17 protein-coding genes are annotated in these 23,625 nt (G+C 64.2%); 14 read left to right on the top strand and 3 right to left on the bottom strand.

Features of this window, described 5'->3' with window-relative positions:
• Nucleotides 1–127: 127 nt before the first annotated feature.
• Entirely contained in the window at nucleotides 128–457 is a 330-nt protein-coding gene (locus tag P3C50_RS04745; protein WP_275545070.1) for a four-helix bundle copper-binding protein, read from the top strand.
• A gap of 191 nt (nucleotides 458–648) precedes the next feature.
• Here P3C50_RS04745 and katE read toward each other — a convergent pair whose 3' ends face one another.
• Nucleotides 649–2,787 (bottom strand): catalase HPII, encoded by a 2,139-nt coding sequence (gene katE, locus P3C50_RS04740; protein WP_275545069.1) that lies wholly within the window; start codon nucleotides 2,785–2,787, stop codon nucleotides 649–651.
• A 275-nt stretch (nucleotides 2,788–3,062) separates the two neighbouring features.
• On the opposite strand from katE, the gene P3C50_RS04735 reads away from it, so the two are divergent.
• Nucleotides 3,063–3,587, top strand: a complete 525-nt coding sequence (locus P3C50_RS04735) for a DUF4142 domain-containing protein (RefSeq protein ID WP_275545068.1) — start codon at nucleotides 3,063–3,065, stop codon at nucleotides 3,585–3,587.
• Between the two features lie 48 nt (nucleotides 3,588–3,635).
• Here P3C50_RS04735 and P3C50_RS04730 read toward each other — a convergent pair whose 3' ends face one another.
• Nucleotides 3,636–4,118, bottom strand: a complete 483-nt coding sequence (locus P3C50_RS04730; protein ID WP_275545067.1) for a CinA family protein — start codon at nucleotides 4,116–4,118, stop codon at nucleotides 3,636–3,638.
• A gap of 228 nt (nucleotides 4,119–4,346) precedes the next feature.
• Between P3C50_RS04730 and glgA the strand changes: the two genes are divergently transcribed.
• The 11 genes from glgA to P3C50_RS04675 all read left to right on the top strand — a co-directional run bounded on the left by glgA (nucleotide 4,347) and on the right by P3C50_RS04675 (nucleotide 20,447).
• Entirely contained in the window at nucleotides 4,347–5,882 is a 1,536-nt protein-coding gene (gene glgA, locus P3C50_RS04725; protein ID WP_197855697.1) for a glycogen synthase GlgA, read from the top strand.
• A gap of 23 nt (nucleotides 5,883–5,905) precedes the next feature.
• Nucleotides 5,906–7,636, top strand: coding sequence for a malto-oligosyltrehalose trehalohydrolase (gene treZ, locus P3C50_RS04720; protein ID WP_275545066.1), 1,731 nt, complete (start codon nucleotides 5,906–5,908; stop codon nucleotides 7,634–7,636).
• Nucleotides 7,633–9,687, top strand: a complete 2,055-nt coding sequence (gene malQ / locus P3C50_RS04715) for a 4-alpha-glucanotransferase (RefSeq protein WP_275545065.1) — start codon at nucleotides 7,633–7,635, stop codon at nucleotides 9,685–9,687. The genes treZ and malQ overlap by 4 nt, the downstream gene beginning before the upstream one ends.
• On the top strand, nucleotides 9,680–12,451 hold the full coding sequence (locus P3C50_RS04710) for a malto-oligosyltrehalose synthase (protein WP_275545064.1): 2,772 nt from the start codon (nucleotides 9,680–9,682) through the stop codon (nucleotides 12,449–12,451). Before malQ ends, P3C50_RS04710 begins: the two co-directional genes overlap by 8 nt.
• Nucleotides 12,441–12,695, top strand: coding sequence for a DUF2934 domain-containing protein (locus P3C50_RS04705; RefSeq protein WP_013715573.1), 255 nt, complete (start codon nucleotides 12,441–12,443; stop codon nucleotides 12,693–12,695). The genes P3C50_RS04710 and P3C50_RS04705 overlap by 11 nt, the downstream gene beginning before the upstream one ends.
• Before the next feature lie 10 nt (nucleotides 12,696–12,705).
• A complete protein-coding gene (gene glgX / locus P3C50_RS04700; RefSeq protein WP_275545063.1) occupies nucleotides 12,706–14,826 on the top strand; it encodes a glycogen debranching protein GlgX in 2,121 nt (706 codons plus the stop codon).
• Between the two features lie 1,005 nt (nucleotides 14,827–15,831).
• On the top strand, nucleotides 15,832–17,100 hold the full coding sequence (locus tag P3C50_RS04695; protein WP_275545062.1) for a zinc-dependent alcohol dehydrogenase: 1,269 nt from the start codon (nucleotides 15,832–15,834) through the stop codon (nucleotides 17,098–17,100).
• Between the two features lie 16 nt (nucleotides 17,101–17,116).
• Nucleotides 17,117–17,905, top strand: coding sequence for an endonuclease/exonuclease/phosphatase family protein (locus P3C50_RS04690; RefSeq protein WP_197855691.1), 789 nt, complete (start codon nucleotides 17,117–17,119; stop codon nucleotides 17,903–17,905).
• The gene (clsB, locus tag P3C50_RS04685) at nucleotides 17,902–19,104 is read left to right on the top strand and encodes a cardiolipin synthase ClsB (RefSeq protein WP_197855690.1); all 1,203 of its coding nucleotides are present in this window, start codon (nucleotides 17,902–17,904) and stop codon (nucleotides 19,102–19,104) included. Before P3C50_RS04690 ends, clsB begins: the two co-directional genes overlap by 4 nt.
• Nucleotides 19,101–20,096 carry a lysylphosphatidylglycerol synthase domain-containing protein gene (locus P3C50_RS04680; RefSeq protein WP_197855689.1) on the top strand — a complete coding sequence of 332 codons (996 nt, stop codon included), beginning with the start codon at nucleotides 19,101–19,103 and terminating at the stop codon, nucleotides 20,094–20,096. Before clsB ends, P3C50_RS04680 begins: the two co-directional genes overlap by 4 nt.
• Nucleotides 20,097–20,225: 129 nt before the next feature.
• Nucleotides 20,226–20,447: a hypothetical protein gene (locus P3C50_RS04675; protein WP_275545061.1), complete on the top strand. Its 222-nt coding sequence runs from the start codon at nucleotides 20,226–20,228 to the stop codon at nucleotides 20,445–20,447.
• Between the two features lie 56 nt (nucleotides 20,448–20,503).
• On the opposite strand, the gene P3C50_RS04670 is transcribed toward P3C50_RS04675, so the two are convergent.
• Nucleotides 20,504–22,969: a glycogen/starch/alpha-glucan phosphorylase gene (locus P3C50_RS04670; protein ID WP_275545060.1), complete on the bottom strand. Its 2,466-nt coding sequence runs from the start codon at nucleotides 22,967–22,969 to the stop codon at nucleotides 20,504–20,506.
• A gap of 184 nt (nucleotides 22,970–23,153) precedes the next feature.
• Here P3C50_RS04670 and P3C50_RS04665 point away from each other — a divergent pair, with 184 nt between their 5' ends.
• Nucleotides 23,154–23,582: a hypothetical protein gene (locus P3C50_RS04665; RefSeq protein WP_275545059.1), complete on the top strand. Its 429-nt coding sequence runs from the start codon at nucleotides 23,154–23,156 to the stop codon at nucleotides 23,580–23,582.
• Nucleotides 23,583–23,625: the final 43 nt, after the last annotated feature.

Genomic DNA, 23,625 nt, shown 5'->3' with positions numbered 1-23,625 from the left:
TGGTGGGTCGATATTTTCTCTATTGGTAATAGCTACTTAGGTGCCGCACGGTTGATGTCCCGAGGAAAATTGCCTTTTGTTGGCGCGCCATAATACCTGTACATAAATTGTTCGTGGAGGCACGAAGATGACAGATGAGTACAACTATCTCGATCATATGACCGCCTATAGCAGTTGCGCCAACGCGTGCGAGCAATGCGCTGCTGCTTGCCTCAGCGAAGAAGACGCCGGCCATTATCGCTGCATCGAGTTATGCCGAGATTGCGCGGACCTGTGTCGCCTTACCGCGACTCTGATGTTGCGCAACAGCCCCTATGTCGCCGTGGCCAGCCAGCTGTGCCGCATCGCCTGTCTGGCCTGCGCCGAGGAATGCGTGCAGCACGCCAGCCAGCATTGCCAGGAATGCGCGCGTACCTGCCAGGTGTGCGCAGAGGACCCATTGCTGGAGCCAGCATGAACGGGAAAACGTCGGAACAAACCCGCAAAACACCGGTGCCGCGCCCCGCTCAGGGGCTGCTTGACGATCCGGGGAACGAAGACCCGGGCTCGCAGCTCGATGCACCGGTGCCGCTGCGCCCCTCGACCAGGGCGCAGCGGCAGAAGAAGCCCCGGCCTGACGCAGGCGAACCGCGTTAGGCCGGGCGTGGTTCAGGCCGGAATGCTCTTGGCGCGCATCTCCCGCGCCCAGATGCGATGCTGCTTGAGCGCCGTCTCGAAGCGCATGTAGAGCGGATCGAAGCTGTCACCGCCGAGCATCCCGTCGTCCTCGTCCAGGCCCAGCATCGCCGCCAGCTGAGCGGCATCACCACTGAGCGCGATGGGCTTGAGGTGCTTGTAGGCTTCCAGCAGGTAGTGCTTGGCCACGCCATCGTCCTGCAGCGTCTTGAGCACGTACTCGCCACCCGGCACGAACACCGCATCGACGGTAATCGAGGGTTCCGAAGCGAAGCTGCCGTCAGGCTGCATGGGCTGACCGTCGGAGTCCTTCACCGGCGCCGCTGAAGGTGCAAGGAGTTTGGCCACGGCGCCGGCACCTTCGAGCATCTTCTTCAGGCTGGCGACTTCGTCGGCCTTGCAGCCGGGCGTCAGCAGAACTGCGACGCGGCGCCCGCGAATATCGCCAGGCAGCAGATTCATCTGGCTGAGCGCGGGCGACGTCTGCGCTCTGTCGTCCAGCTTTGGCGTCGAGGTGCTGTCCAGGTCGATGCCCAGGTTCTGCGCAACGCGCAACGCCAGCAGCGGATCGATATGGGCCAGGATTTCCTTCACCTGGCGCTCGCGAATGTACAGGCGCTCGACTTTCGACAACTCGAAACTGTAGGCATCGACGATGTGCTGCTGCTCGGCCTCGCTCATGCTGCGCCAGAACAGCGTGGCCTGGGAGAAGTGGTCGGCGAAGCTGGGCGAGCGCACGCGGATCTTGGTGCCGTGCAGCGGCTCGGGATAGGAGCTGTAGCCGCCACCGCTTGGCGCCGGCGGCGTCTCGCGCGGCCAGTTGCCGTCGATCGAATTCGGCTCGTAGGAGGCGCGGCCACGGTTGATCTGCTGCCGGTGCGGCGCGTCACGCTGGTTGTTGTGGAACGGACACAGCGGCCGGTTGATCGGGATTTCGTTGAAATTGGGGCCGCCAAGACGCAGCAGCTGGGTATCGGTGTAGGAGAACAGCCGGCCCTGCAGCAGCGGGTCGTTGCTGAAATCGATGCCCGGCACCACATGCCCGATGTGAAACGCCGCCTGCTCGGTTTCCGCGAAGAAGTTGTCCGGGTTGCGATTGAGCACCATGCGCCCGACCACACGCACCGGCACCAGCTCCTCGGGCACCAGCTTGGTCGGATCGAGCAGGTCGAAGCCGAAGCTTTGCGCATCCTCCTCGTTCATCACCTGCAGGCCCAGTTCCCATTCCGGGTAGAGGCCGCGCTCGATGTCTTCCCACAGGCCGCGGCGGTGAAAGTCCGGGTCCTTGCCGGCGAGTTTCTGCGCTTCGTCCCACACCAGCGAGCAGACGCCGGCCTTGGGCCGCCAGTGAAACTTGACCAGCTTGCTCTGGCCCTCGGCGTTGACCAGGCGAAAGCTGTGCACGCCAAAGCCCTGCATCGAGCGATAGGCGATGGGAATGGCGCGGTCGGACATGGTCCACAGCACCATGTGCGCGGACTCCGGGGTCAGCGAGACGAAGTCCCAGAAGGTGTCGTGGGCCGACGCGCCGGTCGGGATCTCGTTGTGCGGCTCGGGTTTGACCGCATGGACGAAGTCGGGGAACTTGATCGCATCCTGGATGAAGAACACCGGCATGTTGTTGCCGACCAGGTCGAAGTTGCCCTCCTCGGTATAGAACTTCACGGCGAAGCCGCGCACGTCGCGCACCGTATCGGCCGAACCACGCGGCCCCTGCACGGTGGAGAAACGCACGAATACCGGCGTGCGCTTGCCGGCTTCGCTGAGGAAGTTGGCGCAGGTCAGGTCGGTGGCCGGGTCGGTCACCTCGAAGTAGCCATGGGCTGCCGAACCGCGTGCATGCACTACACGCTCGGGAATGCGCTCGTGATCGAAGTGGGTGATCTTCTCGCGCATGATGAAATCTTCCATCAGCGTCGGCCCACGTTCACCCGCGCGCAGGCTGTTCTGGTTGTCGGCGATGCGCACGCCGGTGTTGGTGGTCAGCGCCTCACCGGTGGAGTCTTCGCGAAATTGCTCGAGCTGTTCGAGCTTGGCGTTGCTGTTGCTTCTGTCGAGCGTATCGCTGCCGGCCATCTGGCTGTTCCCGGCGGTTTTCGGTTGCTTGCTCATGGGCTACTCCCGGCTGTTGGAGGCGCACAAGGCCGTGCGCTTGATTATCGGTGACCATGTCTGGCATGGCGGCCACGCAGGCGACCACGCGTCGCCACGGGTAATTTTTGAGGCAAGCTGCGGCTGTTCCGTTCGACTTGAATTTTTCGCGACGGCCGGCGAAGTCGGGCCGTTTCGCTTGTGACGGCATGCTATCGCCAGAGCAAATTTGCCCTGAACTTCGCCTTGCTTTCGGCCTTCTACCCAAGTGCACACCCATCCTAGGAGGATCGAACATGCAAGCATCCAAACCACTGGCCTGGCTGGCCGCTGCCGCTTTCGCCATTTGCGCAGCCAGCAGTCTGCACGCTGCCAACGAAGCTGAATCGATCGATAGCGACGACTTTGTCGAGGAGGCGTCGGCAAAAGGTGTCGCCGAGATCGAAACCGCAAAGCTGGCGCTGGAAAAATCCCAGAATGAAGCGGTCAAGGGCTTCGCGCAGATGATGGTCGACGATCACCGCAACGCGAATCAGAAGCTGGCTGATCTGGCCAAGAGCAAGGACCTGGGAGTGTCCGATGACGCCGAGCTGCTCAACCAGGCCAAGGCCATGGTGCTCAAACTGCGAGGCGAGGAGAGCTTCGACAAGGCCTACATGAACAATCAGGTGGTCGCTCACCGCGAAACCATCGAGCTGTTCCGCCGTGGCGTGAATGCCGATGATGCGGAAATTGCCCAGTTTGCCCGCGATACGCTGCCCAAGCTGGAGCAGCATCTGAAAAAGGCTGAAGAAATCAACGGTCAGCTACCGGACAACTGATTGTTCGTGTGCCGGGCTGTTGATGCAGCCCGGCAATACGCTATCAGGTCAAACCTGGCGCAACCGTTCGTAGTAGTACGACAGTTGCATTAGCGCATAGCGCGCCGTCTCCTCACGCACTTCGTTGCGGCTGCCGCTGAACTGAACCGTCTCGCTGACGATGCCCTGGTGCTGGTCGAGTCGAATCGCACAGGCGATGCACTGCACGCCATCCATATCCCCTTCCGCTTCCGCCAGTCCGGTGTTGGCCAGGACGATATCGGCATCGCTGCGCTGCAAGGCGCCGAGCGCCATCTCCCGCGCCACTTCCTCGCTGGTCAGGCCGAAGCGCTCGATGGTGTCCGGGTTGACGCCCAGGCAGCGCTGTTTGGCCTGGGGCGAATAGGTGACGAATGCGCAGTCGAGTACCTGGCCGCTACCGGGCACGTCCGCCACCAGGGAGCTGATCAGCCCGGCCGTGCAGGACTCGGCAGTGGCCAGGCGCAGCTTGTACTTGCTGAGAAAATTAACCACCTGCTCGATGCTGTGCATCTGCCCTCTCCTTGATGCTTCCAGTAGAACTCTGTGGAAGCGTCAGCATTGCGCAAAGTTCAACCTTTCGCGTTGCGCTTGCCCGGTAAAAAAAGGTCGAACCTTTGTCGCATTCGCCCCGTCAGGAAAAGGGTAAGGGGGAGATTGTCGATCATGCTCATCGCGCTCCTCCACAGACCCTCGTCCAGCAGGCGAGTCGTCCTCAGGTCCAACCCAATGGAGAGAGACATGGCAAGTGCTGCAGCCTCCGCACATATTCCGTCCACACCTACCCTCTGCGCCGCAGCCAAGCCCTCCTTGCAGATGCACAGTGAGCATCCCGAGCGTAAGCGCGTATTGTTCGTGACCTCGGAGTTCGCCGATCTGATCAAGTGTGGCGGGCTGGGTGATGTATCCGCCGCGCTGCCACGTGCATTGTCGCCACAACATGACATGCGCCTGCTGATTCCCGGCTATCGCAAGGTCGTGGAGAGTGGTCGGCCGATCCGCATCGTTGGGCAACTGCCGGGCGTGGCCGCCCTGCCGCCCTGCCAGATCGGACGCATGGATCTGGCCGATGGGCTGATCGTCTACGTTCTGCTCAACCATGCGTTGTACGAGCGCGACGGCTCGCCCTACGTGGATGCGCAGGGGCGTGACTGGGCCGACAACCACATTCGCTTCGCCCGCCTTGGCCTGGCCGCTGCGGAAATCGCATCGGGCGATGCCGGTATCCAGTGGCGCCCGGAGCTGGTGCACGCCAATGACTGGCCGGCAGCGATGGCCCCCGCTTACATGGCCTGGCGCCAGGTCAGCGCCCCTGCCGTGCTGACCATTCACAACCTGGCCTATCAGGGCCTGTGCGACATGCGCTGCGCCAGCGAGCTGGCGATACCGGAGTCGGCGTGCGGCGTCGATGGCCTGGAGTTCTATGGTCAGCTGTCGTTTCTCAAGGCCGGCATCGCCTATGCCCAGCACGTGACCACCGTGAGCCGCCGCTATGCCCGGGAAATCACCACGCCGGAGCAAGGCTGCGGCCTGGACGGCCTGCTGCGCGCCAAGGTGCTGGTCAATCAGCTCAGCGGCATTGCCAATGGCATCGACGAAAGCTGGCAGCCCGAGAGCGACCCGCATCTGCAGCAGGGCTTCAGCGCGGGTGACTGGGCCGGCAAGCAGGCCAACACCGAATACGTGCAGCGCTGGCTGAATCTCGATGCCGACGGCCCGCTGTTCGCCGTGGTGTCGCGCCTGGTGCAGCAGAAAGGTATAGATCTGACCCTGCAAGTGGCCGAACACATCGTCGCCCGCGGCGGCCGCATCGGCGTGATCGGTCAGGGCGAGCCGGCGCTGGAGGCCGCCATGGCGGAGCTTGGCCGGCGTCATCGCGGACGTATCGGCGTGCACATCGGCTTCAACGAGAGCGATGCGCGGCGGCTATATGCCGGCAGCGACTTCCTGCTCATGCCTTCGCGTTTCGAGCCCTGCGGCCTCAGCCAGATGTATGCGCAGCGCTACGCCTCGCTACCCATCGCGCGCTGCACCGGCGGCCTGGCCGATACCATCGAGGATGGCGTCAGCGGTTTTCTCTTCGATGAGCCGCACGTCGATGCCTACCGCGAAGCGATCGACCGCGCGCTGCAGGTCTTCGAGCATCCCGAACTGCTGGAGGCCATGCGCTGCCACGCCATGCGCTCGCCGCTGTTCTGGCGCCAGTCGGTGCAGCCCTATGACCGATTGTTCCAGCGCCTGCTGAGCCAGGTCAGCGCCCGCCGGGCCCTGCGTTGATGTACAGCCATGGAGCCCGGCCAATGGCCGATGGACGCGTGCGCTTCGCCCTCTGGGCGCCGAGCAGCAACCGCGTGGAACTGGAACTGCAGGACGGTGGGCTGCAACCGATGCAGGCGCAGGAGGATGGCTGGTTCGTGGCGCTGTTGGAGTGCCCGGCCGATTCCCGCTATCGCTACCGCATCGATGGCCAGTGGTCGGTACCGGACCCGGCCTCGCGCCGCCAGGTCGAGGATGTGCATGGCTTCAGCCAGGTGGTCGACCATTCGGCCCATGTCTGGCATCACCACGACTGGAATGGCCGGCCCTGGCACGAGACGGTGCTGTACGAGCTGCATGTCGGCCTGTTCGGAGGTTTTCAGCAGGTCATCGAGCATCTTCCGCACCTGGCCGACTTGGGCGTCACCGCCTTGCAGCTGATGCCGCTGAATGCCTTCTCCGGCACGCGCAACTGGGGCTACGACGGTGTGCTGCCCTTCGCCCCGGCCAACGCCTACGGTACACCCGAAGAACTCAAGCAACTGATCGACAGCGCCCATGCCCATGGCCTGATGGTATTCGTCGACGTGGTCTACAACCACTTCGGCCCGGACGGCAATTACCTGGGCGTGTACGCACGACAGTTCTTCCACGAAGAGCGCACCACGCCCTGGGGCGCGGCCATCGATTTCAGCCGACCGCAGGTGCGCGACTTCTTCTGCGAAAACGCCCTGATGTGGTTGCTCGACTATCGCGTCGACGGCCTGCGCCTGGACGCCGTGCACGCCATCGACGATGACGACTTTCTCAAGGCGCTGGCAGCGCGCGTACGCTCGGCAGTGCCGCAGCAACGCCAGGTGCATCTGGTGCTGGAGAACGAGCACAACGCCGCGCACCTGCTGCGCGATGGCTTCGATGCGCAGTGGAACGACGATGGCCACAACACCCTGCATGCGCTGCTCACCTTCGAGAACGAAAGCTACTACGCCGATTACGCCCAGGCGCCAACGCGCAAGCTGGCCACCTGCCTGGAGCAGGGCTTCGTCTACCAGGGCCAGGCCAATCGCCACGGCCAGCCGCGCGGCGAGCCTAGTGCCGACCTGCCGCCGAATGCCTTCGTCCTGTTCCTGCAGAACCATGACCAGGTGGGCAACCGCGCCTTTGGCGAGCGCCTGACGCTGCTCGCCGACAGCGATGCGCTGAAGGCCGCCACCGTACTACTGCTGCTGTGCCCGATGGTGCCGCTGCTGTTCATGGGTGAGGAATGGGGCAGCAAGCGGCCGTTCCTGTTCTTCACCGATTACCACGATGAGTTGGCCAACGCGGTACGTGAAGGTCGGCGCAACGAATTCGCCGACTTCTCCCAATTCAATTCGGCGCACAGCCGCGAGGCCATTGCCGACCCCAATGCCGAGGCCAGCTTCCAGCGCTCGCAGCCGGACCTGACGCCAGCGTTGGAGCCCGAGCAGCGCGAGTGGCTGGCCTTCTATCGCGGCCTTTTGCAAGTGCGCCACAGCCGCCTGTTGCCAGGCCTACAGGAGGCCCGCAGCCTCGGCGCGCAAGTGCTGGGCGACGGTGCCGTGCTGGCGCGCTGGCGCCTCGGCAACGGCCCGGCGCTGAGCATCGCCATCAACCTGGGCAGCAGCACCACTGCCCTGCCCGCGACGGCCATGCACGGCGAGCGCCTGTACACCTTTCGTATCGATGACGCCGACCTGCGCCAGGCGCAACTGCCGCCGCGCAGCGTTCTGGTCACCCTGGAGCCCGCCCGATGAGCGATCAATTGCTGGCCGAACTGGCTCAGGCCGCGGACCTCAGCATCGACTGGGTCGACGCCTACGGTAAGCCACAAAGCGTAACTCCGGAGGCGCAGCGCAACCTGCTGGAGGCGCTGGGCTACCCCGCACAAAGCCCCGAGCAGATACGTGAAAGCCTGACCTCGCTGGTGCACCGCCAGCATGTGCCGGAAGATTCCAACCTGCTCCTGCAGGACCAGGGCCTGCCTCTGGCGCTGAGCCTCTACCCTGCCGAGAGCCCCTACCGCTTGACCGACGAACAGGGCAACGTCAGCGAAGGACGACTTGACCAAGATGGCCGCCTGCCGCCCCAGCAGCAGCTTGGTTATTACCAACTGGAAATTCGCGACACCCGACATGCGCTCGCGGTGGCGCCACAAGCCTGCTTATCGGTACAGGAACTGTGCGGTAAACCGCGTATCTGGGGCCTGACCGCCCAACTTTACGGCCTGCGCCGTGCTGGCGACGGCGGGCTGGGCGATACGCTGGCCGTGGCGGACCTGGCCCGCCATGCCGCCAATCACGGCGCCGACGCCATCGGCCTGAGCCCGGTGCACGCGCAATTCAGCTCCGATCTGCACAGCTACGGCCCCTACTCGCCGTCCAGCCGGCTGTTCTTCAACACCCTCTACGCCGCGCCGGTCACCCTGCTGGGTGAGGAGCGCGTCAGGCGTGCCATCCAGGCCGCCGGGCTGCAGGGTGAAATGACGCGCCTGGAGGCGCTGGAACTGATCGACTGGCCGTCCGTGGCGCAGGTTCGCACGCGTCTGCTACGGCAACTGTACGAAGACTTTCGCCAGGCCCCCGCCCCGCTGCGGGAACGTTTCGAGGCATTTCGCGCCGCTGGCGGCGAAGCGCTCGAGCAGCATTGCTGCTTCGAGGCCATCCATGCGCAGCGCCTGCGCGAAGGCAGCAGCGGCGACTGGCGCACCTGGCCGGACGAACTGCGCAGCCCGAACCAGGGCGCGGTGACCCGTTTCGCCCTCGAACAAGCCGATGAGCTGCGTTATCACGCCTTCTGCCAATGGTTGATCGCCCATGGACTGGAAACGGCCCAGGCCACGGCCAGTGGCGCTGGCATGGGCATCGGCCTGATCGCCGACCTGGCCGTGGGCGCCGATTGCGCCGGCAGCCAGGCCTGGTCGCGTCAGGACGAGCTGCTGCCCCGGGTCACCGTCGGTGCGCCACCGGACGTGCTCAATCGCCAGGGGCAGAACTGGGGCGTCGCCGCCTTCTCGCCGCAGGGCCTGCGTCAGCACGGCTTTCGCGCCTACATCGAAATGCTCCAGGCCAACCTTGCGCATGCCGGCGGCATCCGTATCGATCATGTCATGGGGCTGCAGCGGCTGTGGGTGATCCCCCAGGGCGCGGAATCCCAGCACGGCGCCTACCTACGCTACCCGCTGGACGACCTGCTGCGCCTGCTGGCCCTGGAGTCGCACCGCCATCGCGCGCTGGTCATCGGCGAAGACCTCGGCACCGTGCCCGAGGGCCTGCGCGACAAGCTCGCCGCACGCAATATCCTCGGTACCCGAGTGCTGCTGTTCGAGCAGGACGACCTCGGTTTCGTCCCGGCCGATCGTTGGCCGGACAACGCCCTGGCGACCACCACCACCCATGACCTGCCGACGATCAAGGGCTGGCTCGCCGGCCGCGATCTGGAATGGCGAGTGCGCGCCGGCCAGCGCGACGCCGAGCTGCTGGAAGGCGACCACGCCGAGCGTGCCGGCGAGCGTGTGGCGCTGCGCCAGCTGTTCGAACGCCAAGGCCTGGTAACCGGCAGCGATGACGATGCCGGCCTGCAAGCCTGCATCGAACATATCGGCCGTACCCCGGCGCCATTGGCGCTGTTGCCGCTGGAGGATGCCTGTGGCCTGGAGCAGCAGCCCAACCTGCCCGGCCCTGGCGACATTCACCCCAACTGGCGGCGCCGCTATCCACTGGCAGTCAGCGAGCTGCTGGAACAGCCGGCTACCAGCGAGCGCCTGGCCACTCTCGACGGCGCACGCCGGGAGGCTGGCAATGACTGAGTTGCGCGCCACGCTGCGTCTGCAGCTGCACAAGGACTTCACTCTGTACGACGCGGCTGCGCAGGTGCCCTACATGGCGCAGCTGGGGATCAGCCACCTGTACGCTTCGCCGATTCTCACGGCCCGCCCCGGATCGCAGCACGGCTACGACGTGATCGACCCGAGCCGGATCAACCCCGAGCTGGGCGGCGAAGACGCACTGGTCAAGTTGGTGGATGCCCTGCGCGCCCATGACATGGGGCTGATTCTGGATATCGTGCCCAACCACATGGCCGTCGGTGGCGATGGCAATCCCTGGTGGCTGGACGTGCTGGAATGGGGGCAAGGGAGTCCCTACGCAGCGTTCTTCGACATCCAATGGCAATCCCATGACCCGCTGCTCAGCGGCCAGCTGCTGGTGCCCTTCCTGCGCAGCGACTACGGCGAGGCGCTGCGTGACGGCACCCTGGAGCTGCACTTCGATGCCGAGCGCGGACGCTTCCATGCGCAGCACTTCGAGCATCGCCTGCCGCTGACGCCTGCCAGCTACGCCAGCATCCTGCGTGGCAGCGATGATGCCGACCTGCGCGAGCTGGGTCTGCGCTTCGCCCGCCTGGGCAATGATGACGCCAGCCGCGCACAGGCTGCACAGCTGTCTGTCGAACTGGTCGCCCAGTCTGAAAAGGTGCCGCCTCTGCTCGCCAGCTTTCAGGGCAATGACGAAGCGGCGCAGAAACGCCTGCACGCACTGCTGGAACGCCAGCATTACCGCGTGGCCAGCTGGCGTACCGCGGCGGACGACATCAACTGGCGGCGCTTTTTCGATATCAACGAGCTTGGCGCACTGCGCGTCGAGCATCGCCAGGTGTTCGAACAGACACATGCCAAGGTTTTCGAACTGATCGAGCGCGGCCTGGTCGACGGTCTGCGCATCGATCACATCGACGGCCTGGCCAACCCGCGTGCCTATTGCAGCCGGTTGCGGCGCCGCGTCCGCCAGCTGCGCGGCGATGCGCCCTTCCCGATTTTCGTGGAGAAGATTCTCGGCGCCGGTGAGAGCCTGCCGCAGGAGTGGCCGGTGGACGGCAGCACCGGCTACGAATTCATGAACCAGGTGTCCTTGGTGCAGCACGATCCGCACGGCGAGCTGCCACTCAGCGCGCTATGGCAGGCGCTCAGCGGCCGGCCGACGGCGTTCGAGGAAGAAATCCAGCAGGCGCGCCGGCTGGTGCTGGAGGGCTCGCTGGCCGGCGATCTGGAGGAAGTCGCCCAGCGCCTGCTGCACGTTGCGCGCCACGATATCGCCACGCGCGACCTGACCCTCGGCGCGATCCGCCGGGCGCTGCGCGAAATGATCGTGCATTTCCCGGTGTATCGCACCTATGCCCAGGCCTGCGGCCGCTCGCAGCAGGACCGGCGTTTCTTCCAGCAGGCGCTGGACGGCGCACGGCAGACCCTGGCCGAGGCCGACTGGCCGTTGCTGCCGCATCTCGACGACTGGCTTGGCGGCGCCTTCCTGCGTGCCATGCCGCCCGGCCGCGCGCGGCGCCTGCGTGCCCAGGCGCTGACGCGCTTCCAGCAGTTGACCTCGCCGGTGGCCGCCAAGGCCGTCGAAGACACCGCGCTGTATCGCGCAGGCGTGCTGCTCTCGCGTTATGACGTGGGCTTCGATGCCGAGCATTTCAGTGCCAGCGCCGAACATTTTCACCAGGCCTGCGCCGAGCGCGCAGCGCAGCACCCGCTCAACCTGCTGGCCACCGCCACCCATGATCACAAGCGCGGCGAAGACTGCCGCGCGCGCCTGGCGGTACTTAGCGAGCGCGCCACCTGGTATGCCGAGCGGGTCAAACACTGGCATCGCCTGGCACAACCGCTGCGCAGTCGACATCTGCAGCAGGCGCCGGATGGTGGCGAAGAGGCGATTCTCTACCAGGCATTGATCGGCAGCTGGCCGCTGGGGCTGCAAGCGGATGATGATGCGGGCCTGGATGCCTACCTGCAGCGTCTGCTCGGCTGGCAGCGCAAGGCGTTGCGCGAGGCCAAGCTCAACAGCGCCTGGAGTGCGCCGAACGACGACTACGAAGCCGCCTGTGCGGACTTCCTGCGGCGCTTGCTGTGCGAACCCTCAGGGCTGGCCACGCGCGGGGAGCTGGTCAGCGCGGTTGCAGCGCTGGCGCCCGCCGGTGCGCTGAACAGCCTGGTGCAGTGCCTGCTGCGCCTGACCACGCCCGGCGTGCCCGATCTTTACCAGGGCTGCGAGTTCTGGGATTTCAGCCTGGTCGACCCGGACAACCGCCGCCCGGTGGATTTCCCCGCGCGACAGGCTGCCCTGCACGCCGAGGTCACGCCCGAGGCCAGGTTGGCCAACTGGCAGGACGGGCGCATCAAGCAGTGGCTGATCCGCCAGACACTGGCCTTGCGCGCCGACTGTCCGCTGCTGTTCAGCCAGGGCAGTTACCGCCCGCTTGGCGTCACCGGTGAGCACGCCGCTCAGGTGCTCGCCTTCCTGCGCAGCCATGGCGACGACCACCTGCTGGTCATCGTCCCACGGCTGGCCGCTGGGCTGCTAGGCGAGCATCCGGTGCCGCACGTACCGCCACAGCGTTGGGGCAACACCAGGATCGTATTGCCCGAAGAACTGCATGCCCGGCAGGCAACGGGTCTGCTTGGCGACTGCCAGGTCGCCACGGATCAGGGCATCGCGCTTGCCGCTGCACTGGCCAGGTTTCCAGTCAATCTGCTTCGTATCACCCCGTCATTACAGGAGCCACGCCATGATCGATGAACAGCGTATCCGCGAATTTGCCTTCCAGATCTGGGAGTCCGAAGGTCGTCCCCATGGCCAGCATGAGCGCCACTGGAAAATGGCCAGCAAACTGGCCGAAGCCGAGGCGCAGGCCCAGACTCCGGCAGCGCCCAAGCCGCGGCGTATCAGCAAGCCGAAGACGGTGCCGCTGAGCGAAGCCGAGCAGCCGGCACTGCTGAAGAAACCCCGTGCTCCGCGCACACCCAAGACGCCGAAAGCCTGAGGTCGACACCATGCGCAAACAACAGCGCTCACGCGTCACCGAAGGCAGGCCGTTCCCGCTGGGCGCCAGTTGGGATGGCCTTGGGGTCAACTTTGCCCTGTTCTCTGCGCACGCGACGCGGGTCGAGCTGTGCCTGTTCGACGAACAGGGCAAGACGGAAATCGAACGCATCGAACTGCCGGAATACACCGACGAGATCTGGCATGGCTATCTGCCCGACGCGCGTCCCGGGCAAGTCTACGGCTACCGCGTGTACGGCCCCTACGAGCCGGAGGCCGGGCACCGCTTCAACCCCAACAAACTGTTGATCGACCCTTACGCCAAGCAGCTGGTAGGCAAGCTGCAGTGGTCGGAGGCGCTGTTCGGCTACACCATCGGCAACCCGGACGGTGATCTGAGCTTCGACGAGCGCGATAGCGCCCCTTTCGTCCCCAAGTGCAAGGTGATCGACCCGGCCTTCACCTGGGGCGAGCAACCGTCGCCGCGCATCCCCTGGGACAGCACGGTGATCTACGAGGCCCACCTGCGCGGCCTGAGCATGCGCCATCCGGCGGTGCCCGACTCGCATCGCGGCACCTGCGCGGCACTGACCAACCCGCAGCTGCTGCGCTACTTGCGCGAGCTGGGCATTTCCAGCCTGGAACTGTTGCCGGTGCACGCCTTCGTCAACGACCAGCACCTGCTGGAAAAGGGCATGAATAACTACTGGGGCTACAACAGCATCGGTTTCTTCGCGCCCCACCCCGCCTACCTGGCCAGCGGCAAGATCAGCGAGTTCAAGGAGATGGTCGCCCACCTGCACGCGGCCGGCCTGGAGCTGATTCTCGACGTGGTCTACAACCACACCGCCGAGGGCAACGAGCGCGGCCCGACCCTGTGCATGCGTGGCATCGACAACGCCAGCTACTACCGCCTGATGCCCGACGAGCGCCGCTATTACGTCAATGACACCGGCACCGGCAATACTCTGGACCTGAGCCACCCCTGCGTGCTGCAGATGGTCACCGACTCGCTGCGTTACTGGGCCACCGAGATGCGTGTGGATGGCTTTCGTTTCGACCTGGCCACAATCCTCGGGCGTTACGCCGACGGCTTCGACGAGCGCCACAGTTTTCTCGTCGCGTGTCGCCAGGACCCGGTGCTGAGCAAGGTCAAGCTGATCGCCGAACCCTGGGACTGTGGCCCCGGCGGCTATCAGGTCGGTGGCTTCCCACCCGGTTGGGCTGAATGGAACGACAAGTTCCGCGACAACGTGCGCGCCTTCTGGAAAGGCGACGAAGGCGAACTGGCCGCGCTGGCCAGCCGTCTCACCGCCTCCGGTGACCTCTACAACCAGCGCGGCCGGCGCCCGTTCGCCTCGGTCAACTTCATCACCGCGCACGACGGTTTCACCCTGCGCGACGTGGTGTCTTACGACCACAAGCACAACGAGGCCAACGACGAGAACAACCAGGACGGCACCGACCACAACATCTCCTGGAACCACGGCTGCGAAGGCGATACGGATGATCAGGAAATTCGCCAGTTGCGCCTGCAGCAGATGCGCAACCTGCTGGCCACCCTGCTGTTCGCCCAGGGCACACCGATGCTGCTGGCCGGCGACGAGTTCGGGCGCACCCAGCACGGCAACAACAACGCCTATTGCCAGGACAACGAGCTGAGCTGGGTAGACTGGGCCATCGATGAGGAAGGCCAGGCGCTGACGGCGTTCTGCCAACGCCTGATCGCCCTGCGCCGCAGCTACCCTATCCTGCGTCGCGGACGCTTTCTGGTGGGCCATTACAATGAGGAACTGGGCGTCAAGGACGTCACCTGGCTGGCACCTGGTGGCGAGGAAATGACCGAAGCCCACTGGCACGACGGCGAGGCGCGCTGCATGGGCATGCTGCTCGACGGTCGTGCCCAGCCCACCGGCATCAAGCGCAGCGGCGCCGATGCCACCTTGTTGCTGCTGCTCAACGCACATCACGACGGGCGTAGTTTCCAGCTGCCGGAAGTGGCTGGCGGCAAGCACTGGATCTGCCTGCTCGACACCCACCGCCCGGATGAAGCCGGCGAACAGCGACCGCTCTACAGCGAGACCCTCGAGCTGACTGGTCGCTCTCTGCAACTGCTGGAACTGCAGCGCTGAAACGGCAGCCATGGATGGCTGGCCGGGAAAGTTCTTCGCATTTAGCGGAAAGGATGCTAGGCACCGGACTGGCAATTATGTGTTAGCTGTCGATAACGTGGCACTATCCGTTAGCGTGTCGCCTGTCCTGGTGGGTTTCGCCCCTTACGGGCGACTCACTTTCTTTGCTTGTGCAAAGAAAGTAAGCAAAGAAACACACCCCTACATACGGCCCCGGCTGCGCCGGGGTTCCCTCGTTCCATCACCGCTCCAGGGGCACGCCGTGAAGGGCCATCCCTGGCCCATCACGGCTCTCGCGACATCCATGTCGCTCAACCCTTACGCGGCGATTCCACTCGGCCTTCTGAAGGGGAACCATTTCGCGAGCTTGCGACATCTCCGCAAGATCAAAGTCGGTAGCGTTTGGCTTTTGCTCTTGAAGCGCGATCTCACAGACGGCGCCCAACTCCCCTTCAGGAGGCCAAGTGGAGGTGTTGCGTAGGGGAGCGAGCCGCATGGATGCGGCGAAATACCGATGGCGGCCCCGCTTAAAGGGCCAGGGACGGCCCTTGTAAGCCGGCCCCGGAGCGGCGCCGGAGCGAGGGGAGTTGAGCGAAGCGAAACCCGGATGTCGGGGTGCCCTTCTTTGGCAAACCTTTCTTGGGCAAGCAACGAAACGTAGCGAAGCGCAGTAACAGCCGCAGGCTGGCCCGAAGGGTGAGCGCAGCGAATCGAGGTGTGGCGCCCGTAAGGGGCGCAACCCAAACGCTCAGTGCACGCGGTAATGGATATTGCTAAGTCAGTAAGCGATAGGCACACAAACTTGCCAGTCCGGTATCAACCCGCACATTCCCGAACCATCCGAACCCAAAAAAAGCCTGAACCCTGCTTTCCTCCTTCGACTCGAAAAACAAAGACATCGGATAAACCGTGGCGCCAACTTTCAGCGTACAGGGTGCATCCCATGGCAGAGACCCAGCTGATAGTCACAGGCTGCGGCCATCTGACCGACAACGGGAGACGATCATGAAAGCAGTGGTATTCCACGATATTGGCGATATTCGCCTGGACGATGTTCCGGAACCCGAGGTACAGGCCAGTACCGATGCGGTCATTCGCATCACCGCCTCGGCCATCTGCGGCACCGACCTGCATTTCGTGCGTGGCACCGTGGGTGGCATGCGCAAGGGCACTATCCTTGGCCATGAGGCCGTGGGCATCGTCGAAGCGCTGGGCAGCGACGTGCGCAACCTGAACATCGGTGACCGCGTCGTGGTGCCCTCAACCATCGCCTGTGGCAACTGCAGCTATTGCCGCGCTGGCTACTATGCCCAATGCGACGAGGCCAACCCCAACGGCAAGCAGGCCGGCACTTCCTTCTACGGCGGCCCGGAAATCACCGGCGCCTTCCATGGCCTGCAGGCCGAAATGGCGCGTATTCCCTTCGCCAACATCGGCCTGGTGAAGCTGCCCAGCGAGATCAGCGACGACCAGGCCATCCTACTCTCCGATATTTTCCCCACGGGGTACTTTGGCGCCGAATTGGCCGAAGTCGGCAGCGGCGATACCGTCGCAGTATTCGGCGCCGGACCGGTCGGCCAGTTCGCCATTGCCAGCGCCAAGCTACTTGGCGCTGCGCGCGTGTTCGCCATCGATCATCTCGACGACCGTCTGGACATGGCCCGTCGCCAGGGCGCCGAGGTGATCAACTTCGATCGTGAAGACCCGGTCGAAACCCTGCGCCGGCTGACCAATGGCATCGGCGTGGACCGCGCCATCGATGCCGTGGGCGTCGATGCCCAGTGCCCTGCCCACGGCCACTCGCCACGCCAGCCAGAAGGCCACGAATGGCAGCCCGGCGACGCCCCCGAGCAGGCCCTGCAGTGGGCCGTCGACGCCCTGGCCAAGGCCGGCACATTGGGCATCATCGGCGTTTACCCTCAGCAGGCACGTGATTTTCCTATCGGCCAGGCGATGAACAAGAACCTCAGCGTCAACATGGGGAATTGCAACCACCGCCGCTACATCCCGCAACTGATCGAGATGGTCCAGGCCGGTCGCATCGACCCGGCGAAGATACTTACTCAGGTCAAACCCATGAGCGATGCCATCGAAGCCTTCAAGGCCTTCGACCGTCGTGACAGCGGCTGGATCAAGGTGCAATTGCAGCCGGCGAAGAATGACGCCAGCCACGGTAGTGAGGAGCGGGTGCATGGCGACGCCATCCTTGATCGCGTGATTGCTGAAGCCGATCCGCTCGGCGAGTCACGCTCGAAGAAGCCTGGCAACCTGTGAGCGAGCGGGGCCGAAAATGAACAACACCATTGCCAAACCGGAGGTGATCATCGACCGCGTGACACCGGTCAAGCGCCTGCGCGTGCTGACGATCAACACGCACAAGGGCTTCACCGCACTCAACCGTCGCTTCATCCTGCCGGAGCTGCGTAGCGCCGTGCAGGCCACCGGCTCCGACCTGGTCTTCCTGCAGGAGGTGCTCGGCAACCATGCGCTGCACGCCAAACGCTTCCACGACTGGCCAAGCGTGCCGCAATACGAATTTCTCGCCGACAGCATGTGGCCGCAATTCGCCTACGGGCGCAACGCCGTGTACCCGGACGGTCACCACGGCAACGCCCTGCTCTCGCGCTTCCCCATTCTCGAACACCACAACTTCGACGTGACGGTCAGCGGCACCGAGCAGCGCGGCCTGCTGCATTGCCGCCTCGACGTACCGGGGCACGACGCCGTGCACGCGGTGTGCGTGCACCTCGGCCTGCGTGAGGCGCATCGCCGTCAGCAGATCGGCCTGCTGCTCGACCTGCTGGCGACTTTCGACCCCAGCGCCCCGGTGATTCTGGCTGGCGACTTCAACGACTGGCGTTTACGTGCGGACGAGCAATTGGCACCGCACGGCCTGCGCGAGGCCTTCGAACATCGGCACGGCAAGCCGGCGCGCAGTTTTCCGGCACGCATGCCGCTGCTGCGCCTGGATCGTATCTATACCCGCAACGCCACGGCGCACGAGCCGCAGGTGTTGTCTACCCGGCCCTGGTCGCATTTGTCCGACCACGCGCCACTGGCAGCGGAGATTCATCTGTGAGCGGCATGTGGCGAGACGGCAACCATCTGCGCCTGTTGATCAATGGCGAAGGCTATTACCCGCGGGTGTTCGAATGCATTCGCGCGGCGCGCGTCGAGGTACTGCTGGAAACCTTCATCATCCGTGAAGACAAGGTTGGCCTGGAGCTGCAGGAAGTGCTGATCGAGGCGGCGCGGCGCGGTGTGCGCGTGGTCATCGCCGTGGACGGCTACGGCACCGCCGACCTGCAAAATGAATATGTGGCGGCAATGACGCGCGAAGGGGTAAAAATCCATGTCTTCGACCCCGCCCCAAGGCGTTTCGGCATGCGCACCAACCTGTTCCGCCGCCTGCATCGCAAGATCGTGGTGATCGACGGCGAGCGAGCCTTTGTCGGGGGGATCAATTATTCAGCCGACCACCTCGGCGATTATGGCGAGATGGCCAAGCAGGACTACGCCGTGGAGGTGACCGGGCCTATCGTTGCCGACTTGCATACCTGCACGTTACGCCTGTTGCGCCCCGCCCTGGCTGGACCGAGCCCGGTACAGGCCAACACGCAGGAGACCGGAGACGCTCGCATTATGCTGCTGGAGCGCGACAACGAGCGTCACACCACGGATATCGAAGATGAGCACTTGCGCGTCTTCGAACTGGCGCGCAAACGCATCGTGATCGCCAACGCCTATTTCTTCCCGGGTTATCGCGTGCTACGCGCCTTGCGCAATGCGGCGCGACGCGGCGTGCAAGTGACCCTGATTCTTCAGGGACAGCCGGACATGCGCTGGGTGCAGGCCTTCTCGCGTCTGCTTTACAACTACCTGCTGCGTGACGGTGTGGTGATCTACGAATACTGCCAGCGCCCGCTGCACGGCAAGGTGGCATTGGTGGATGACGTGTGGTCCACGGTGGGCTCGAGCAACCTTGACCCACTGAGCCTGGCGCTGAATCTGGAAGCTAACCTGGTGATTCAGGACCGGCCCTTCAACCAATACCTTCACGACCATTTGCTCGAGCTGTCTGCCGCGCATTGCAAGCGCATCGAGCTCGAACGCGTGATACGCGGCTATTGGTGGCGCGCGCCTCTGGTGTTTCTGTGCTTTCACTTTTTGCGCCGCTTCCCCGCGATCTCCGGCTGGCTGCCGGCGCATCGCAAGACATTGAAACCGCTCGAGCCTGTCGACAAGGCCAGCGGCTATGAAGAGGAAAAGACTGGATGAATGGCGCTCAGAACAACCCCTGGATGCGCTGGGGCAAACGTGCACTCACCCTGTTCTTCCTGCTGGCGGTACCGGTGCTGCTGTACATGCTGATCCGTAACCTGGACTGGGCCGAAGTGCGTCAGTCGCTCAGCGATTACAGTGCCCAGACTCTGCTGGTCGGTGTATTGATCGTTCTAGCCAGCTATCTGGTGTTCAGTGGCTACGACTTGCTGGGTCGTCATTACAGTCGTCATCACCTGCCGGCACGCCAGGTCATGCCGGTGGCAATGGTCTGCTATGCCTTCAACCTCAATTTCACCACCTGGATCGGCGGTGTGGCGATGCGCTATCGGCTGTACATGCGCCTGGGGCTGAGCGCCTCGACGGTGACGCGCATCCTCAGTCTCAGCCTGTTGACCAACTGGACCGGCTACATGGCCCTGGCCGGGGTGATCTTCTCCCTGCGTCTGGTGCAATTACCGGATAACTGGGCGCTCGGCGTCACCGGGTTGCAACTGCTGGGCTTCGGCCTGTTGGGCGTAGTCAGCGCCTATATCGGCATCTGCGCATTCGCCACGCAGCGGGTTTGGCACTTCCGTGAGCGCTCGATCAAGCTGCCGTCGCTGAAAATGGCGCTGCTGCAGCTGTGCCTGGGTGCGAGCAACTGGTCGCTGATGGCAGCACTGATCTTCTGGCTGTTGCCGGAGGGCGCGTCTTACCCTTCCGTACTCGGCGTGTTGCTGATCAGCTGCATGGCTGCGGTAGTGGCACATATCCCTGCCGGGCTGGGCGTACTCGAGGCGGTGTTCCTCGCCATGCTGCAGCACCAGTACGGCCAGGCCAGCCTGATCGCCGCCCTGCTCGCCTATCGCGTGCTCTATTACCTGCTGCCGCTGCTGGTGGCCAGCGTCGCCTACCTGGTGCTGGAAAAACGCGCAAAAACCTTGCGCAAGCGTGGCGAACAAGCGGTCGAGGAACCCAGCCCGGTCAGCGCAGGTAACACACCGTAGCGACGCCTGCGCCGCGCGCTGCTCCCTCCACCGGAGCGTGCCGGCAAGCGCCACCCGACGGATGACGGGAACTCGCAGGCGAGATGGGTTGGTCTATCTCTCATCATTCAGCAAAACCGGAGACATACCATGGCCAAGCCATTGCATCTGATCAGCTACATCCTGCACAACCAGCCCCATAGCGTCGAAGTCGAATCGGACCGTGAGCAGCTTACGCCCGACCAAGCGCGCTTCTACCTCAGTGCCCTGCACACCTTCGAATGGCCCAACGAATTCACTGACGTGCAGGTCACACGCATTCTGCATCCCAAGAAAGGCCCCCCCACTCCAGCGCACCGCGTGCAGCGCTGAAAGCCTGTTCAACGTCTTGCCGCGTCTCGTTGCAAGACGTTGAACAGGCCCGGGCCTCAGTCCCCTTCACGCGGCGGCAGCGGCACCTGCCAGATATCTCTGGCGTATTCGGCGATGGTGCGATCGGATGAAAACCAGCCCATACGTGCGGTATTGAGTACCGCCGAACGCCACCATTGCTCAGGCCGCTGCCAGCGTTGATCGACCTGGCGCTGCGCCTTCCAGTAGGCGTCGAAATCGGCGCAGACCATGAAGCGGTCCTCGTAGAGCAACGAATCCACCAAGCCCACGTAGCGCGCCGGATCATCCGGCGAGAACACCCCGGCGCGGATGGCGCCAAGCGCGGCTTCCAGACGTTCCGAGTCAGCCACCACATCGCCCATTTCCAGGCCCTGGCGCTGCCTTGCGGCGACCTGCTGGGCGGTCATGCCGAAGATGAACATATGCTCCTCGCCAACCTGCTCGCACATCTCCACATTGGCACCGTCCAGCGTGCCGATGGTCAACGCGCCATTGAGGGCGAATTTCATGTTGCTGGTGCCGGAGGCCTCCAGCCCGGCCGTGGAAATCTGCTCGGAGAGATCGGCGGCAGGAATGATGGTCTCGGCCAGGCTGACGTTGTAGTTGGGAATGAACACCACCTTGAGCAAGCCGCGCACGGTGGGATCGTCATTGATGGTGCGGCTGATGTCGTTCGCCAGCTTGATGATCAGCTTGGCCTGGCGATAACTGGCCGCTGCCTTGCCGGCGAAGATCTTCACCCGCGGCACCCAGTCGGTGGTGGGATCGTTGCGGATGGCCTGGTACAAGGCCACTGTGTGCAGCAGGTTGAGCAACTGGCGCTTGTATTCGTGAATGCGTTTGACGTGCACGTCGAAGATGGCCGTGGTGTCGAGATTGATCCCCAGCAAAAGCCTGACCCGCTCGGCCAGCGCCTCCTTGCTGCGCTGTCGGCATAGCGCATATTCGTCGCGAAAGTCCTGGCGCTCGGCGTAGGGTTCGAGCGCCTTGAGGTGCTCCTCGGGGCGCTGCAGCACCGGCTCGCCCAGGGCATCGACGAGCAGATGGGTGAGCCCCGGATTGACCTGAAACAGCCAGCGGCGAAAGGTCACGCCATTGGTCTTGTTGTTCACCCGGTCCGGATAAAGCCGGTGCAAGTCACGGAACACCGTGTCGCGCATCAGCCGCGTATGCAGCGCGGACACCCCGTTGATGCTGTGCGCACCGAGAAACGCCAGGTTGCCCATGCGCACGCGACGGCCGTGGTCTTCCTCGATCAGCGACACCGCGCGCAGCAGGCGAAAATCGTGGATGTCCTTGGCGCGCAGCGCATCGATATGCTCGGCGTTGATCAGGTAGATGATCTGCAGGTGCCGGGGCAGCAGACGCTCCATCAGCGCCACCGGCCAGGATTCCAGCGCCTCCGGCAGCAGCGTGTGGTTGGTATAGGCGGTGGTGGCCACCGTGAGCTGCCAGGCTTGCGCCCAGGGCATGCGATGGTCGTCCACCAGCAAGCGCATCAGCTCGACCACGGCGATGGCCGGATGGGTGTCGTTGAGCTGGATCGCCACGTGCTGCGGCAGGCTCTGCAGATCCTTATGCAGGCGCAGATGGCGTTCGAGCAGGTCCTGCAGCGAGGCGGAAACCAGGAAGTACTCCTGACGCAGGCGCAGCTCCTGGCCAGCCTCGGTATCGTCGGCCGGATAGAGCACGCGCGAGATGCTTTCCGCGCGGACCTCGCCGGCCACCGCGCCGAAGTGATCGCCGGCGTTGAAACGATCCAGCTGCAGGTCCTCCTCAGCGCGTGCACGCCACAGCCGCAGGGTATTGACCGATGCGCCGCGCCAGCCCACCACCGGCGTGTCGTAGGCAATGGCGCGCACGCTCTCTTGCGGCTGCCAGTGCAGCCGCGTGGTGCCGGTGCCATCGTCAAGAGTCATCACCCCGCCGCCAAAACCGATGCGGTAGGCCACTTCCGGACGCTCGAACTCCCAGGGATTGCCGAAATCCAGCCAGGTTTCGGTCTGCTCGGCCTGCCAGCCGTCGATGATCGCCTGACGAAACAGGCCATGCTCATAGCGGATACCGTAGCCGTGGGCGGCCAGGCGCAGGGTCGCCATGCTCTCCATGAAGCAGGCGGCCAGACGCCCGAGGCCGCCGTTGCCCAGCGCTGCGTCAGGCTCCACTAGGCGAATGCGCTCGAGCTCGACACCGAGCTCGCCCATGGCCTGGCGGGCGACATCGAGCAGGCCGAGATTGCTCAGGTTGTCCATCAGCAAGCGGCCGATGAGAAACTCCAGAGACAGGTAGTAGATACGCTTGGCGCCCTGGCGCTCGACCTGGGCGGAGGACTCTTCCCAGCGGTCGATCATGTGGTCGCGAGTGGCCAGGGCCAGCGCCTCGAACCAGTCATGGTCGAAGGCGGTGCTCGGGTCCTTGCCCACGGCGTAGCGCAGCTTGGCCAGAATGGCGGCCTTGAACTGTGTTACGGCGCTGTCGGCCTCGTCGTGCGGTTCGCTCATCTGCATCCCCTCGCGCGCGTCGCGTTGATAACAGCCGAAGCGATACGTTCGGCTTTTCTTTGTGGCCTTCGCAACGGCCATGAGTTCCGGTTTTTTCTGCCCCGCGGCCACTGATCAAATAGCCTGAACTTCGACTTGGCGATTCCCCTCACAACTCATGAACGCCATTGTCAAGGAGAACATCATGCGAGCCATCATTCCCGGCCTTCTGGTCGGCGCGCTAGCGGCCGGCGACGCATTGGCCGAGGCCTGCCATGTCAGTGCCAGGGCTTCCAGCGATGCCATCGCGGAGGTCGCCCAGGAGTTCTGCTACGAATTCACCGGTACGGACGAAGGCGCTATCGACTGGTCGTGCCATAACGAAACCGACGACATGATCAATACGGAGCAACGTAAGGTAGCCAGCTGCGCCGAGGCCAGGCTGGGCACCTGCGAAGCAGCACTGACTCAGGAAACCCTGAGCAACTATCGCTCCCGCGACGATGACCAGGGCAAAGCGCGCCCAGCTGTGCCCAACGAGGCCAAGGTGGTCACTCACTACTACCAGGCGGGCGACCTCAAGCAGGTACGCGTTGACTGCGAAAGTGCCGGCGGCACTTGGCGCGACCGATGATGGGTAGTTACGACGGCCTCCTCCTGCTGCCTGGCACAGTCCG

This window comes from Pseudomonas sp. Marseille-Q0931, from assembly GCF_940789645.1.
GTDB lineage: Bacteria > Pseudomonadota > Gammaproteobacteria > Pseudomonadales > Pseudomonadaceae > Aquipseudomonas.
This window is presented reverse-complemented; position numbering and strand designations above follow the sequence as displayed.